The sequence below is a fragment of the Serratia sp. PL7 genome (assembly GCF_945957435.1).
Window position 1 is genome coordinate 308,511 of the sequence record NZ_CAMFLB010000006.1, and the last position, 14,274, is coordinate 322,784.

Sequence of the window (14,274 nt, forward strand, 5' to 3'; positions counted from 1 at the left end):
CGTGTTTAGCGAAAAGAGAATTAAGATGAGATTACCTAAATTAGCGTTACTATTATCAGGAGTGATGATGACATTAACTGCCAATGCGGAAGAGCCACGGTTGTATATCCGCAGCCTGTTTGATATCGAATATGCCTTTTGCGCCATCAAAACCAATGGAGTATTGGGTTTGGACAATCGCAATTCGGCACGACAAGGCCGCGGCTTTGGTACCTCCAGCACCGCAGCCATGCTGTTTCTAGAAAATGGTGAGAATGAGATCAGCCTGGAGCTTGGTGCCTTGGGTTGGTTTGATAAAAAGGCGACATCAGTTTCAGAACGTGCCCAGTTTAACCCACAGGCGGGTTGCAAACTGGAGTTGACGGCAATGCGTGGCAGTAACAATGAGATACTGAGCGCTATTGAAGTAGGTATTGGTAAGGATGGCCTGCCGGAAGCCAAAGTACCTGCAGACGAGCAGAAGTTTAAAACCATCAGCGGGCCAGTAGTTAAGCAGAAAATACTGGCTGAACAAGTGGTACGGGGGCATAAGGACGACGAATACTTTAATCTGTATAAATATCCATCGAAAATGGAAGTTTATCGTTTTAGCCGTCAGGTCAAGGTCAGTGGACTGCCGGAATGGCCTTGGGCTAAAGCCGCTCCCTATTCCGATACCCCAGAACAGCGTAAAAGGCTAGAGCAGGCTTATCTTCAGATCTGGCGGTCCATGGATAATAAAGACCTCGCCACTCTCCGCAAGCAACTGAAATTATCATTGGCAGCTTGGGCTTGGTCAACAGGTGAAACGGAGGAAAGTATTTTCGTTGATCGCGATATGGTTTCTGACATTCATAACTCGCAGTTTAAAATGATCCCAATTAACTGGCAGGATTATGATGTACAGATAATGAACAAAGGTCGCATGGTCAGATTAATCAATAAATCAGATCCTTCATTCTCACCACTTGCATATTATACAAATGATGATGGTTCTATGAGCATAAATTTCATAGCTCCAATATTCTCATTAATAAACGGTGAGTTTGTGTTAGTGATTTAACCAGTAGGATGGGCATTGATAATTAATACCCATCCAGGTTTTGTTGGGAATAGTCAGGTGTAAAAGGCTAATACAAGGAGGTTAACATGAAATCATTGCGTATCGCTTTATTGTGCTTTGCCACGGGTATAGCGCAAAGCAGCATCGCTGAAGAGCCTCGGTTGTATATCCGCAGCCTGTTTAATTTCGAATATGCCTTTTGCGCTATCAAAACCAACGGAGTACTGGGTATAGACAATCGCAATTCGGCACGACAAGGCCGCGGCTTCGGTACCTCCAGCACCGCAGCCATGTTAGCTATGGAGAATGGCGAAAATGAAATAAGCCTGGAGTTTGGAGCCTTGAGGTGGTTTGATAAAAAAGCTATGTCAGCATCAGAACGTGCCCAATTTGACCCACAGTCGGGTTGCAAACTGGAGTTGACGGCAATGCGTGGCAGTAACAATGAGGTATTGAGCGCTATTAAAGTAGGTATCGGTATGGATAGCCTGCCAGAAGCCAAAGTGTCTTCGGACGAACCGAAGTATAAAGCTATCAGCAGCCCAGTGGTTCGGGACAAAATACTGGCTGAGCAAGTGGTGCCAGGGCATAAGGATAGCAAATACTTCAGCTTAGTTGAGTATCCACATAATATGGAGCTGTATCGTTTTAGTCGTCAGGTCAAGGTCAGTGGGTTACCAATGTGGCCTTGGGTCAACGCCACACCCTATACCGGTACCCCAGAGCAGCGAAAGCTGTTAGAGCAGGCTTATCTTCAGGCCTGGCTGGCGATGGATAATAAAGATCTTGCCACTCTTCATCAACAACAGAAAATAGCTTTAGCAGCTTGGGCCTGGTCCACGGGAGAAACAGAGGATAGTATTTTTTCTGATAGTGGAATAGGTGAGGATACGAATAACTCCAAGTTCAAAATGATCCAAATTAACTGGCGGGATTATGATGTAAAAATAATGAATAAAGGTCGAATGGTGCAGTTGGTTAATAAATCAGATCCATCATACTCACCACTTTCATATTATATCGATAGTGATGGCACTATTTTTATGAACACGCTATCACCGATATTTTCCTTAATAAATGGTAAATTTGTGCAAGTGATTTAATCCGTAGAGTGGGTGTTAGTTATTAATACCTACTCTTCTTTTTATAAGTAAAGAGGAAACTAACACCATGGGCAATGCAGTTAAACTTGGTGATCAAGATACCGGCCACGGTAGTCATCCACCGACTCCAGTCGTAACAGGTTCTTCAACCGTTAATGTTGATGGTTCTCCATTGGCTCGACAGGGTGATGCTTTAGCTTCTCATGGGCATAATCGAACTATCAGTGGCGGATCATCCAGCGTATTTATTGATGGGCAACCTGCTGCTCGTACAGGTGATGCGGTTAATTGTGGCGGTGTACTGATTGGTGGGGGTAGCGTTAACATTGGGTAGTCGGACTATGATTCATGAACCTGAGACCAACTATTACCTTTATCTGCCAGAGTCCCTGCAGCAAGAGGCCGATCGTTTTATCCGCTACCTGAAGCATTCCCCGTTTGAAACGAGTTGTTGCCCCAAGTGCGGCCACAAGTCGTTTCAGCGGGACAACCGGGCCAGCAAGCGAGACAAAACCATCAAAAACTATCGATGCTATAACTGTGATGCGGGATTCAATCGTTTGTATGGAGATATACCCGCACGCCCTTGTTGCTCCCCCCTATTCGGCAAGGGCTTGGCCGAAACTATTTTTGTACCAGACTTCGGTGCTGTTCCAGCTCATAATCAATAAATGCGTTAATCATCGTACGGTAAACTTTTTCAATAATGTCTTCGGGGAGTCCGACCACAGCGGCTTCTGCCCTGACCTTATCAATGACCCTCTGAACCCTGTCGGGCGCACGAACAGCATCCTGATCTTTTTTGAATCCAGCAGCTGCTTTCACAAACCGACCACGTTCGGCAATGAGTGAAACAAGTTGGGAGTCGATGCCATCTATGGCCTTTCTTACGTCTTCAATAGTAGAAAAATACACCCTTGTACTCCATAACTAGTTTAGGAGTACACGCTATCATAGCTATCGATGGCTGTCCTACCCTTTTTAAGATTCCTATCGGGTCCTGCTGCCTTTGCCACATTCGCCTATAGAGAGGTTGAGCAAGTCACATAGGTTACGCCGTCTAACGGGAAACTGAATAAATTACCGTTCCCCAGGTAAACATAATGCCGTTCGTTACCGGCAGCGGTAAGTTCCCTCCCCCAGTAGTTACCCCCAAACCAACCGTTAGAGTATCGACTCATGCTGCCCCATTCATTCCATAATCTGGCATTGGCATCCCGGTTGGCCCCGGTCTGGGCTATCGGGGTTCGGTCTGTCATCTCACTATAGCTCGGCACCGCGTAGCCTCCCCCTTGGGAACTGCACCACGCGGCAGCCTCACTGGGTTCCATAAGGAAGTGGCTATTATTCCTGAACCAGCGGTTGACGGTAAATTGATAGGTTAACGTTGAGCCATTGCCTGTATGTTCGGCCGTAATGGTGACCCGATTATTAGCCGATGTAGGTTCTTGATTAAACCTCACATTACCGCTGCCATCCACGCTGGCCCAGCTCTGATCGCTACTCCAGCTATAGGAACTGTTCCCGGCAGGATCCTCGCCAACCACCAACTGAAATTCCGCACCGATAAAGCCTGTTTTGGGGAAGCCATCATCAGCCGAGAAAGAGGCACCGTTGGCCAAGATATGTGTCATCTGCACGTCATCAAAAAACGCAACGTTGACGGTAGCAGAAACACCGTTAGCAGTGGTGGCCGTGACGTCACTATTGACGGCCGTGTCACTGGTCAGGGCTATTTTCACCTCACCGTTGCTGTCCGTAACGCCACTGGTCGCCAGCAGCGTTACGCCGTTGGTCGCAGTGAAGTTTACCGTTTCACCCTCAATACTGTTGCCATGGCGGTCTTCGACATAAACCACCACATTATTATCGTCAATGCCGTTGGCCAGCGCATTGTCCTGGGTGACTTCCGCATGCACAACCTCCACTGGGCCGGCAACAAACAGCGTATTGACCGTCTGAGCATCATCATCAATCCTGGCCGTTACCTGAGTGGTACCTGCAATCACATTCGTCACATACGCCGTTGCCTCGCCCTCAACTCCAGTTTGCGCACTGGCCGAAATTGCGCCCATATTATCGGCATCGAAAAGCACCGTTGCGCCCACAACAGGTGTACCGTCCAGATACTGAACAGTAGCATGTACGGTGTTCACCGCCAGCCCATCGGCAACCGCTCCCAGGGGAGACTCGGCCCATACCAGGCTGGAAAGCATCCGCTGCCACTTGATATTGATAGGGTTAGGTAGCTGAACCGGCAGCCCCTCACTTGGAATGGTAATATCGGGATTGGTTTGAGGGGTTACGATCACGTTCAACGCACTGCCCGCCAGGATGTTACTGAGCTCCAGAGTATAACTGGGGCTGGTTGCCCCATTAATGGCAGCACCGTCCAACGTCCACTGGTAGGTCGTTCCCTGTTCCGCATCACCATCCACATCATTGAAGGAGGATGTCACGGTAATCACCTCCCCGGCCCGCGGCTTGAGGTTGTCTACCGAGAGCGTGGTGGTCGGTGGCCGCCCGTGGACTGGCTGGGTAGATTGCTGGACAGCCTGCACCACCTGGCTCATCACGACGATCAGAACCAGTAATATCCTGAATACAAAAACCTTAAAGAGATTATTGCGATGCAACATCCAGCGTATCCATCATACTGATTTGTTAAATCAACTGGCCCAGGCACGCCTGAAGCATGCCTGGGCTGACTCTTTATTACTGAGCCGCAGAGTTGCTGACAACTACCTGAACTCTCAGTCTCTGGTCTGTACGCACTGGAGTATAGGTGCTGCTGGTTGCCCCGCTTATGTTGCTGTAAGTATTTGTACCCTGGCCAGTTTCAAGCTGCCACTGGTAGGTCACGCCGGTACAGGTCCCCCCCGCACAGGTTGCTGTCGCAGTCAGAGTAGAATCAACCTGTGGATAGCCACCAACTTCACCAGTCACCGTCACGCCGGTGACTGTCCCACCTGCAATTACGGTCAAGGCATTGGAGGCAACGGCTATACCAGAAGCCGGGTCGGTAATGGCAGGGTCGGTATGCGGAGTGACTAACACGGTAATGGTTTTGCCCAGATCTCCGGCAACAATGGTGTAGGTATTGCCAGTAGCTCCCGCAATATCTGCACCATTAGCCTGCCATTGATAGGTTTCCGGTATCGCCGTATCACCATCCGCGTCGCTGAACGCCCCAGCGGTACCGATACTCAAGGTATCGCCGATATCGATCAAGCCGTTACCACTGGCATTGTCGGAAACAATGGTACTCTGCGTCACTACCGGGGCGCGCCCCCTGACGGTGGAAGTCGGGCTGGAGGTCACCGCCGACCAGGCAGAACCGACTATCAGCATACTGAGCAACATTCCCGATAGCAGAGACACCAGCCCTCTGCGTGAGCCAATCTTGTTGTCCATTGTTTCTTTCCTCTGCTGTACTCAAAATCAATGTTTGAATCACCTTCCAGGCCAGCCTGGAATAATGATAAAACCCCGGTCTTAATGCGATACCGCTCGAATAGCCCGTTTCTGTAAGTTTGCCGTCACCGTCAATGTTTCAGAGGTTGCACCAGGAATTGCGACAAAGACCCCCGAACCTGCAGATGACTCGACTTCCCACTGATAATTCATTGGTATTCCGTTACACAAAGCAATTGAACACATTGCAACGGCCAGGAGGTTATCCCCAACGACAGGATGCCCAGTCAGCTCGGTGCCGTTGCTGTATATCAACAATTTGACCGGTGTTTCTGGCACAAAAGAGAGCTCTGTACTGGCCAGATGATCACCGATGATGGCGGTCACCGTGGTGACTCCGGCATTAACATTGGCTAGCTTCACCGTCACCTGCCCCTCATTATCTGTCCTGGCCGCAGGGGACAGGACCGTCGCACCATTGTCTACCTCAAACTCCACTGCAGTAGCATTGATAGGATTGCCATGGCTATCGGTTACCCTTGCTTCAACCTTATTAACATCAACGCCATTAGCGTATGCATGATCGCTAATCACCATCAGCTCAATGGTCGCAGTACCGCGATCGGCGGTGAGCACCACGTCGTGCGACTTCATCTCCACGGCGGCACCATTTACTGTAGGAACTACGGTTACCGTGCCTGCGACTGTTCCACTCAGTTTGCCGCTGTACACGCCGTTATTTTCCGTTACCGCGCTCAGCGTAACCTCGGGAATACCCGTAACCTCAAAGGCCACCGTTAACCCTTTAATAGGCTGGTGATTGATATCCTGGGCAGTAAAGTCCAACGTACTGGTCTGTAAACCATCAGCAATAATTTCTGCCGGTTCTACGCTAAAAAGGGAGTTTTCCGGGCTCAGTACCTGACTACTCGCGATTAAATTAACTTTAGCTGAAGCCAGAGAGATATCATTAATGGTTGGAGCAATAATAACTTCTCCCTGGGAGAACCCTGCCGTTAACTGATAGGTGTAGACCCCCGGTGCGGTCTCGGTAACGGCACTCAACAGCGGGTTACTGATAAGCTGAGCTGCCCCCGTATTCGGTGTAAAATGCAAATCCGCAGTCAGTTGGTCTCCCATTCCCTTAACCGGCACGTTGTTAACATCTTTTAAATTCAAGGTAATCAAGCTCTTGGCAACGCCATCAGCAGGTATTTCGGCCGGGGAAGCCTGAATGCTGGAATTGACCGTGCTGACATTTTGTTGTGTCACAACGATCTGTGTGGTACTGCGGTTTGAGGCATTGCCCTGATTATCGTAAGCCACGGCACCTAACGTGTAGTTATTATTGCCTGCCCTATAAGGGGGTAATTTTATCGAAATGCTTTGTGAAGAGGTTTGTATAACCATCCCCCCGGCTGCCACCAACGATGCGCTATCCCAATCGATTCGTTCAAGCCCATATTTCGCCGTCACCTTTGCATCCACTTTGATCGTTTCAAAGGCACTTCCGGTCATTTGATCCGGCAATGCCAATTGGATTAACGTCTGTTTCTGGTACTCCAGCACAATCTGGTTATTACGTTCCACCAGATCATAACGGCTACCTGCCAGCGTACGGCTTGCTGCCACCGCAGAGGGATCTATTTGCGACTGCCATGATTCGCCCAAACGGTAGTTCAGTTGCACACTGATGTTGCTATCGTTACGGCTACCTTTGCCAGCACGGTGCTCTGCTCCGATAGTGATCAGGGGGATCGGCGTATAGTTGATCCCCGCAGTGATCGCATAAGGATTTTTCTGCCGGTCATCCTTACCAAACAATGCCACTTCGTCACCCCGGTACTGCTCAAACATCAACTTTCCACCCAACTGAGGATAAGCGGGCAAATACGCTTCTGCCCGCAGGTCATAACCGTTGGCAGGACGTTCATTGTAATCAGCAAAATCCCGGGATTGATGCCAATCGGTGAGAGCCAGATAGCTGTTAGCCGATAGCTTCAGGTAATCCGTCCAGGCTTCAACCCCAAAGCCGACGCGGTCGTTCTTACCGGTCATGTCACGATCAAAAAAGGCGTTAACACCATACATCCAATTATGTTGCACAGTCCGAACACCCGCCCCGAGATTGACGGTGTTGCGGCTGTCTTGGTTTCTAAGTCCTAACTGGCTGAATAAAAGCGATTTTTTGTTATCATAAAGCGGTACCAGCAGGTCAACCGAGCTCCCTTCCAGGCTGAAGTCATCATTAAGATTAAGTTGAACGCGCGCAGTCCCATACGAGCTCAGCCAATGTTGTGCCGAATCATTGAATTCACCCACCACCATCGAACGCGCCATGCCAGCCGCTGCCAACGGGGTGTTATCAGCAGCTAACAGTGTGGTCCCCTTTAACAGGCCATGTGCCAACCTCTCATTATGTTGAGGAGGGGGTACCGCTGGGGAAGCTTCTGTTTGCTGGTTTTTTACGCTCAATGAGGCTGCGGTCGGGATATCAATTTCATCGCCGCTCCCCAGTTGATTGAACGGTTTTGAAAATGAGCGAAACTGATTAGCCCTTTTTAGCTCCTCCAGCGTAATATGCTGTTTTTTAGCCACACTATAGACGGTTTCACCCCCCCAAGGTGTATGGCTCGGTTTCATACAGCGAAACAGGCTTGGTTAGTGGAGCGGGGGCAAGCATTTTTGCTATTACTGGGGCAAAGGAAAGGCTCAACGGCAATAACAGTTGAAAGGTAACATTAACCCACACAACAAGAGGTTTGAATGCCACGGAGGAAAACTCCAACGGGATATCTGTTAGAGTAGTCGGGCTTTAATTCTTTCACAAATGGGAGGAGGCATTGAACTACACCGTGCTGACTTCAAGCGGATGCACGCTCCCGTCATCAACGGTTGTTGAACCAGTCTAGCGTGGCTAACTCTGCTGGCTACGGTAAAGCATTTTGCCCATTATTGTCCTCCCCATCTGCGGTACTCCGCGTGACCAAAGCCTGGATCCAACATCACGCAATCGTATAAGCTGTAACAGTACCCTCTGCATCCGCGATAGGGCCACCGATAAAGCCCAAGCGGATGATCGCATAGCCTCAAGCGAACCAACCGATCTATGCTCATCTTATCTTGATGTTTTATAAGGAGTATTATCATATGATTGATCTGTATTACGCACCGACTCCCAATGGGCACAAAATTACCCTGCTTTTGGAGGAGGTTGGTTTACCTTATCGTATCCATCGCGTAAATATCAGTGCTGGCGATCAATTCACACCAGCGTTTTTAGCCATTTCTCCCAACAACAAAATCCCGGCAATCGTCGATCAACAACCCGTTGACGGTGGGGCTCCCATCAGCCTGTTTGAATCGGGTGAGATCCTGCTCTATCTGGCAGAGAAAACCGGCAAGCTGCTCAGCAAAGGGGTTCGCGAACGGGCAGCAACGCTACAGTGGTTATTTTGGCAGGTCGCCGGATTTGGGCCGATGCTTGGGCAAAATCATCACTTCAACCACTATGCCCCCCAACCTGTCCCCTACGCGATAGAACGCTACCAGCAGGAAACCAAACGCCTGTATGGCGTACTGGAAACCGAGTTGCAACGGCACCCTTACCTGGGCGGCGACAACTACAGCATTGCCGATATTGCGACTTATCCCTGGGTTGTGTCTCATCCGCGCCAGCGCATCGATCTGGCGGATTATCCGGCGGTGCGCAACTGGTTTGAACGCATCCGTAACCGCCCGGCAACGGAACGTGCCTATAAATTGGCAGATCAAGCCTAACGCGGCCCTCCCCCCTCTCTTACATCGTGTACTCATCGGAGAGGGGAAACCGGTGTGATCTCCCCCGCGTTGCTCTCTTTAAGCGTCTGGCTACATTATCTTTTCTTCACTTTCCGTGTATTCTGAGTACAAACAATCAGACCTCCGGAGAATCTCTGATGCCATGCCAGCAACCCGATGCCATTATCCGTATTAAAAACTTGCGGTTACGCACCTTCATCGGTATCAAGGAAGAAGAAATCAACAACCGTCAGGATGTTCTGATCAACGTGGCGATCCACTACCCGGCGGACAAGGCGCGTAATAGCGAAGACATTAGCGACGCCCTCAACTATCGCACCATCACCAAGGCGATCATTCGCCATATTGAAGACAATCGCTTCGCGCTGTTGGAAAAATTAACTCAGGATGTGCTCGACATAGTGAAACAACATCCATGGGTAACCTATGCTGAAGTAGAGATAGATAAATTGCTGGCCCTACGTTATGCCGACTCGGTTTCCATGACCATGAGTTACCGACGAGAAACCGCTTAGCACTCACCCCTACCAGGGAGGCCGACCATGAAGATCCTGATTACCGGCGCAACTGGGTTGATCGGCAGTAGCCTGACCAGGCAACTGCTGCACCTTTCGCATGAGCTCACCCTGTTGACGCGCAACGTCGCCAAAGCACGGGATAAGTTCGGCGATCGGCTCAGCTACTGGGCTTCGCTTGATGAACAACGCTCTCTGGACGGTTTTGATGCTGTGATCAACCTGGCGGGTGAGCCAATTGCGGACAAGCGCTGGAGCAAGGCGCAGAAAGAACTGCTGTGCCGCAGCCGTTGGGATTTGACCGAACGATTAGCTACGCTGATCGCCGCCAGCAATACCCCACCTTCGGTAATGATTTCGGGCTCGGCGGTCGGTTATTACGGCGATCAGGGCCAGGCGGTGGTAGCGGAAGAAGAACCTCCGCACGATGAATTTACCCACCAGCTGTGCCAACGCTGGGAAGCTTTGGCCCTTCGGGCACAAAGTAGCTACACACGCGTCTGCCTGCTGCGTACCGGCGTTGTCTTGTCGCCCAAAGGGGGAGCACTGGCGAAAATGCTACCGCCATTCCGTATGGGCTTAGGCGGGCCGATCGGCAATGGCCGCCAGTATCTGCCCTGGATCCATATCGACGATATGGTCAATGCCATCATTTACCTGTTGGACAATCCTCCGCTGCGTGGGCCCTTCAATATGGTGGCACCTTATCCAGTGCATAACGAACAGTTCACCGCCACCCTGGCCAAGGTGCTGGATCGCCCGGCGTTTCTTCGTGCGCCCGCCTTTGCCATGCGCTTACTGATGGGTGAAGCGGCGGTGTTGGTATTAGGTGGGCAACGGGCGGTGCCGAGGAGGTTGGAAGAGGCGGGGTTTGTTTTCCGTTTCTTTGAGCTGGAGCAGGCGCTGGATGATGTGATCAATCAGCAGGCTTGATGACCTCTCCCACAGGGAGAGGGCGCTGTCAGCCCCTGCTTTGTTGGAAGTAAAGAGGTCATCACAGCATACTCGACCGACCCCTTATCCAAAATACATCTCCCGTTTGACACCTCTTTTGTAGAGGGAAAATTTATCACCCTAAGTTGGTGCCCAAGATCATTAAGCCAAATCAATCACGGCATTTGCAGCCCACTCGATCGGTCCCCTCTCCCTGTGGGAGAGGGTTAGGGTGAGGGTGAGGGGCAAAATATCTACTTCAGCGCTCCGGAAAGGAACTGCTGCAAACGTGTGCTCTTAGGGTTACCAAACAACTCCGCAGGCGGCCCCTGCTCTTCAATCAGCCCCTGATGCAGGAAAATAACGTGGCTGGAGACATGGCGCGCAAACTCCATTTCGTGCGTCACTACCACCATGGTTTTCCCCTCTTCTGCCAATTTCTGCATAATGCGCAGCACTTCGCCCACCAGTTCAGGATCGAGCGCCGAAGTCGGTTCGTCGAACAGCAGCACTTCCGGCTCCATTGCCAACGCCCGGGCAATAGAAACCCGTTGCTGTTGCCCACCGGAGAGGTGAACCGGGTATTTGATTTGTGCCCGCGCATCAATGCCGACCTTATCCAGATAGCGCACCGCCCGTTCCCGCGCCTCGACCTTGCTCAGCCCCAGTACCTGGATTGGAGCTTCCATCACGTTCTCCAGCACCGTCATGTGGCTCCACAGGTTGAAATGCTGGAACACCATCGTCAGGCGGGTACGCAGCAGCTGCAGCTGTTTCTTGTCAAAGACTCTAAGCTGGCCATCCTTGTCGCGCACCATGCGAATATTTTCATTATTCAGGCTGATGGTGCCTTCGCTGGGCTTCTCCAGGAAGTTGATGCAACGCAGAAAGGTACTTTTACCGGAGCCGGAAGAACCGATAATGCTAATCACATCGCCCGCATTGGCCGCCAGGGAGACCCCTTTCAGTACTTCATGGTCACCATAACGCTTGTGCAGTTCGGTGACGGCTAATTTTTGTTCAGGCATGGTGGATCCCCGTCATTCATCGATGAGTTACGTGCGCCATCCAGCGTTTTTCTGCCCTGCGGAACAGGCTGATCAACGTGTAGGAGATAATCAGATACAGCACGGCCGCAATGCCAAAGGCATAAAACGGCTGGTAGGTCGCCGCGTTGATATCACGGGCTACCTTCAACAGGTCCGGCACCGTGGCGGTAAAGGCCAGCGCGGTCGAATGCAGCATCAGAATAACTTCATTGCTGTACGCCGGTAGTGCCGAGCGCAGCGCCGAAGGCAAAATAATGCAACGATACAGCTTAAAGCTGGAAAACCCATAGGCCCTGGCCGCTTCAATTTCTCCGTGCGGCACCGAACGAATGGCCCCGGCGAAAATCTCCGTGGTATAGGCACAGGTATTCAGCGTTAGTGCCAAAATGGTGCAGTTTAATCCGCTGCGGAAAAACGCATTGAGCAGTTCGGTGCCCCGCACGATTTCCAGGCTGTACATACCGGAATAAAACACCAGCAATTGTACGTACAGCGGCGTACCGCGGAAAACATAGGTATACAGCCATACCGGATAACGCACCCAACGGGTGGAAGAAACCCGAGCTACCGCCATCGGAATGGCCAGCAGCCCGCCCATGACCACCGAGGAGATCAGCAGCCACAGCGTTACCGCCACACCGGTATAACGATAGCCATCGGTCCACAGCAGTTGCTGCCAATACTGATGCAGGATATCGATCATAGTTCGGCCCTTTTGACGCCCAATGAATAACGCCGCTCAAGCCACAGCAACACGCCGTTGGAAATCGTGGTGAATAACAGATACACCAAACCTGCGACAATGGCATAGAAGAAAGGCTGATAGGTGCCCTTTCCTGCCAGCTGCGTGGCCTTTACCAGATCGTTGAGTCCAAGAATGGAGACCAAGGCCGTCGCCTTGAGGATCACCTGCCAGTTATTACCGATGCCGGGTAACGCAAAGCGCATCATGGCCGGGAACAGAATGCGACGGAAAATCTGCGCGTTGGAAAAACCGAAGGCGGTAGCCGCCTCGATCTGACCACGAGGCACCGCCAGGTAGGCTCCCCGAAAGGTTTCGGTAAAATAGGCTCCGTAGATAAAGCCCAGGGTAATAATGCCCGCCCCCAGCGGATCGATATCAATCTGTGAGAAGCCAAAAAACTCCGTCACGCTGTTGAGGGCAATTTGCAGACCGTAGAAAATCAACAGCATCAACACCAGGTCCGGCACGCCACGGATCAAGGTGGTATAGGCACCAAAGATCGTGGAAATAACAGGGTTTTGCGAAAGTTTACCGCCAGCGCCGATCAAACCAATCACCACTGCCAGCAATACGGAGCTGAGGGCCAGCTCCAGCGTCACCAGAGCCCCCTCAAATATCAGTTGGGAGTAACCTTGTAGCATTTACGTCACCCTGTCGTCATTGAGCACGTCATGACACTCCAGCCAGAACAGGCCCGGAGAACCGGGCCTGTTGCCATAGAGAGTACCCGACAGGAATTAGCCGCCGTAAACGTCAAAGTCGAAGTATTTTTTCGCGAACTTATCGTAGGTGCCGTCTTTGCGCATTTCGGCAAAGGCTTTGTCCAGTGCCGCTTTCAGCTCGGTTTCATCCTTGCGCAGGCCCATACCGGTGCCGACACCAAAGAATTTATCGTCCTTCACCGACTCACCGGCAAACTCGTACTCTTTGCCTGGAGGCTGCTTCAGGAACCCTTCGCTCGCGGCAACTTCATCCTGAAATGCTGCATCAATACGCCCGGAAGCCAGATCCGCATACACCAGATCCTGATTCTGGTAAGGCACCACGGTCACGCCTTTTGGCTGCCAGTTGGCGTTAGCAAAAGCTTCCTGGGTGGTACCCTGCAATACGCCGATGCTTTTGCCCTTCAGCGCATCGACGGTTGGCAGGATCTTGGAGCCTTTTGGTGCGATCAGGCGTGAGTTGGCCGCAAACAGCTTGTCGGTAAAGGCAATTTCCTGCTGGCGTTTTTCGGTAATGGACAGAGAAGAGATGATAGCGTCGATTTTCTTCGCTTTCAGGGAAGGGATCAGCGCATCAAAATCGCTTTCCACAAAGATACACTTGGTATTGATGCGTTTGCACAGCTCGGTGGCCAGATCGATATCGAAGCCAACCAGTTGACCCTGCGCATTTTTCGACTCAAACGGCGCATAGGTGGGATCGGTACCGATTTTCAGCGTGGAAGGTAATGCGGCGAATGCACTGCTAACCGCGCTCAAAGCCAAAACTAAAGGGAGAACTTTAACAAGCTTTTTCATAATTACCCTCAAATGGATATTTTTGCCGATGCCACTACGGGCATTACTTTCATCACACACAGGATCTGCAGTAATCATGCCACTTTGTCATTAGCGAGCGTGGGGAACGGCCACGCTCTGTTCAAAGCTCTTCCCAGAGGCAACGAACGACA

14 protein-coding genes are annotated in these 14,274 nt (G+C 51.1%); 6 read left to right on the forward strand and 8 right to left on the reverse strand.

Annotated features, from left to right (window positions below; all coding sequences use genetic code 11):
- The first annotated feature begins 25 nt into the window (after positions 1-25).
- The 3 genes from N6G83_RS25665 to N6G83_RS25675 all read left to right on the forward strand — a co-directional run bounded on the left by N6G83_RS25665 (position 26) and on the right by N6G83_RS25675 (position 2,479).
- Positions 26-1,042 (forward strand): hypothetical protein, encoded by a 1,017-nt coding sequence (locus tag N6G83_RS25665; RefSeq protein WP_211136374.1) that lies wholly within the window; start codon positions 26-28, stop codon positions 1,040-1,042.
- A gap of 86 nt (positions 1,043-1,128) precedes the next feature.
- Entirely contained in the window at positions 1,129-2,145 is a 1,017-nt protein-coding gene (locus N6G83_RS25670) for a hypothetical protein (RefSeq protein ID WP_211136375.1), read from the forward strand.
- A 67-nt stretch (positions 2,146-2,212) separates the two neighbouring features.
- Positions 2,213-2,479 carry a type VI secretion system PAAR protein gene (locus N6G83_RS25675; RefSeq protein WP_211136376.1) on the forward strand — a complete coding sequence of 89 codons (267 nt, stop codon included), beginning with the start codon at positions 2,213-2,215 and terminating at the stop codon, positions 2,477-2,479.
- Between the two features lie 290 nt (positions 2,480-2,769).
- Here N6G83_RS25675 and N6G83_RS25680 read toward each other — a convergent pair whose 3' ends face one another.
- The 4 genes from N6G83_RS25680 to N6G83_RS25695 form a co-directional block, all read right to left on the reverse strand.
- Entirely contained in the window at positions 2,770-3,060 is a 291-nt protein-coding gene (locus tag N6G83_RS25680) for a chorismate mutase (protein ID WP_260524047.1), read from the reverse strand.
- Between the two features lie 107 nt (positions 3,061-3,167).
- On the reverse strand, positions 3,168-4,784 hold the full coding sequence (locus tag N6G83_RS25685) for an Ig-like domain-containing protein (RefSeq protein ID WP_199062928.1): 1,617 nt from the start codon (positions 4,782-4,784) through the stop codon (positions 3,168-3,170).
- Between the two features lie 76 nt (positions 4,785-4,860).
- Complete coding sequence (locus N6G83_RS25690) at positions 4,861-5,559, reverse strand: ZirU family protein (RefSeq protein WP_260524048.1); 699 nt, start codon at positions 5,557-5,559, stop codon at positions 4,861-4,863.
- 81 nt (positions 5,560-5,640) lie between these two features.
- Positions 5,641-8,157 carry a ZirU family protein gene (locus N6G83_RS25695; RefSeq protein WP_248006708.1) on the reverse strand — a complete coding sequence of 839 codons (2,517 nt, stop codon included), beginning with the start codon at positions 8,155-8,157 and terminating at the stop codon, positions 5,641-5,643.
- Between the two features lie 552 nt (positions 8,158-8,709).
- Here N6G83_RS25695 and yfcG point away from each other — a divergent pair.
- The 3 genes from yfcG to N6G83_RS25710 all read left to right on the forward strand — a co-directional run bounded on the left by yfcG (position 8,710) and on the right by N6G83_RS25710 (position 10,808).
- Positions 8,710-9,339, forward strand: a complete 630-nt coding sequence (gene yfcG, locus N6G83_RS25700; RefSeq protein ID WP_021806021.1) for a GSH-dependent disulfide bond oxidoreductase — start codon at positions 8,710-8,712, stop codon at positions 9,337-9,339.
- A 158-nt stretch (positions 9,340-9,497) separates the two neighbouring features.
- Positions 9,498-9,875 (forward strand): dihydroneopterin triphosphate 2'-epimerase, encoded by a 378-nt coding sequence (folX, locus tag N6G83_RS25705; protein WP_021178565.1) that lies wholly within the window; start codon positions 9,498-9,500, stop codon positions 9,873-9,875.
- Positions 9,876-9,902: 27 nt separating this feature from the next.
- On the forward strand, positions 9,903-10,808 hold the full coding sequence (locus tag N6G83_RS25710) for a TIGR01777 family oxidoreductase (protein WP_211136434.1): 906 nt from the start codon (positions 9,903-9,905) through the stop codon (positions 10,806-10,808).
- A gap of 254 nt (positions 10,809-11,062) precedes the next feature.
- Here the strand turns inward: N6G83_RS25710 and hisP are convergent, their stop codons facing one another.
- From hisP to hisJ, 4 genes are all read right to left on the reverse strand, one after another.
- The gene (hisP, locus tag N6G83_RS25715; protein ID WP_211136433.1) at positions 11,063-11,836 is read right to left on the reverse strand and encodes a histidine ABC transporter ATP-binding protein HisP; all 774 of its coding nucleotides are present in this window, start codon (positions 11,834-11,836) and stop codon (positions 11,063-11,065) included.
- Between the two features lie 16 nt (positions 11,837-11,852).
- A complete protein-coding gene (locus N6G83_RS25720) occupies positions 11,853-12,560 on the reverse strand; it encodes an ABC transporter permease (protein WP_024485209.1) in 708 nt (235 codons plus the stop codon).
- Positions 12,557-13,243 carry a histidine ABC transporter permease HisQ gene (locus N6G83_RS25725; protein ID WP_024530663.1) on the reverse strand — a complete coding sequence of 229 codons (687 nt, stop codon included), beginning with the start codon at positions 13,241-13,243 and terminating at the stop codon, positions 12,557-12,559. The genes N6G83_RS25720 and N6G83_RS25725 overlap by 4 nt, the downstream gene beginning before the upstream one ends.
- A 96-nt stretch (positions 13,244-13,339) precedes the next feature.
- The gene (hisJ, locus tag N6G83_RS25730; RefSeq protein WP_024485210.1) at positions 13,340-14,122 is read right to left on the reverse strand and encodes a histidine ABC transporter substrate-binding protein HisJ; all 783 of its coding nucleotides are present in this window, start codon (positions 14,120-14,122) and stop codon (positions 13,340-13,342) included.
- Between the last annotated feature and the right edge of the window lie 152 nt (positions 14,123-14,274).

Excerpts from the sequence above, each read along its gene's own strand:
- N6G83_RS25690 (WP_260524048.1), bottom strand. The coding sequence starts at position 5,559 with ATGGACAACAAGATTGGCTCACGCAGAGGGCTGGTGTCTCTGCTATCG.
- folX (WP_021178565.1), top strand. The coding sequence starts at position 9,498 with ATGCCATGCCAGCAACCCGATGCCATTATCCGTATTAAAAACTTGCGG.
- N6G83_RS25725 (WP_024530663.1), bottom strand. The coding sequence starts at position 13,243 with ATGCTACAAGGTTACTCCCAACTGATATTTGAGGGGGCTCTGGTGACG.
- hisJ (WP_024485210.1), bottom strand. The coding sequence starts at position 14,122 with ATGAAAAAGCTTGTTAAAGTTCTCCCTTTAGTTTTGGCTTTGAGCGCG.
- N6G83_RS25675 (WP_211136376.1), top strand. The coding sequence starts at position 2,213 with ATGGGCAATGCAGTTAAACTTGGTGATCAAGATACCGGCCACGGTAGT.
- yfcG (WP_021806021.1), top strand. The coding sequence starts at position 8,710 with ATGATTGATCTGTATTACGCACCGACTCCCAATGGGCACAAAATTACC.
- N6G83_RS25665 (WP_211136374.1), top strand. The coding sequence starts at position 26 with ATGAGATTACCTAAATTAGCGTTACTATTATCAGGAGTGATGATGACA.
- hisP (WP_211136433.1), bottom strand. The coding sequence starts at position 11,836 with ATGCCTGAACAAAAATTAGCCGTCACCGAACTGCACAAGCGTTATGGT.
- N6G83_RS25685 (WP_199062928.1), bottom strand. The coding sequence starts at position 4,784 with ATGTTGCATCGCAATAATCTCTTTAAGGTTTTTGTATTCAGGATATTA.
- N6G83_RS25670 (WP_211136375.1), top strand. The coding sequence starts at position 1,129 with ATGAAATCATTGCGTATCGCTTTATTGTGCTTTGCCACGGGTATAGCG.
- N6G83_RS25710 (WP_211136434.1), top strand. The coding sequence starts at position 9,903 with ATGAAGATCCTGATTACCGGCGCAACTGGGTTGATCGGCAGTAGCCTG.
- N6G83_RS25720 (WP_024485209.1), bottom strand. The coding sequence starts at position 12,560 with ATGATCGATATCCTGCATCAGTATTGGCAGCAACTGCTGTGGACCGAT.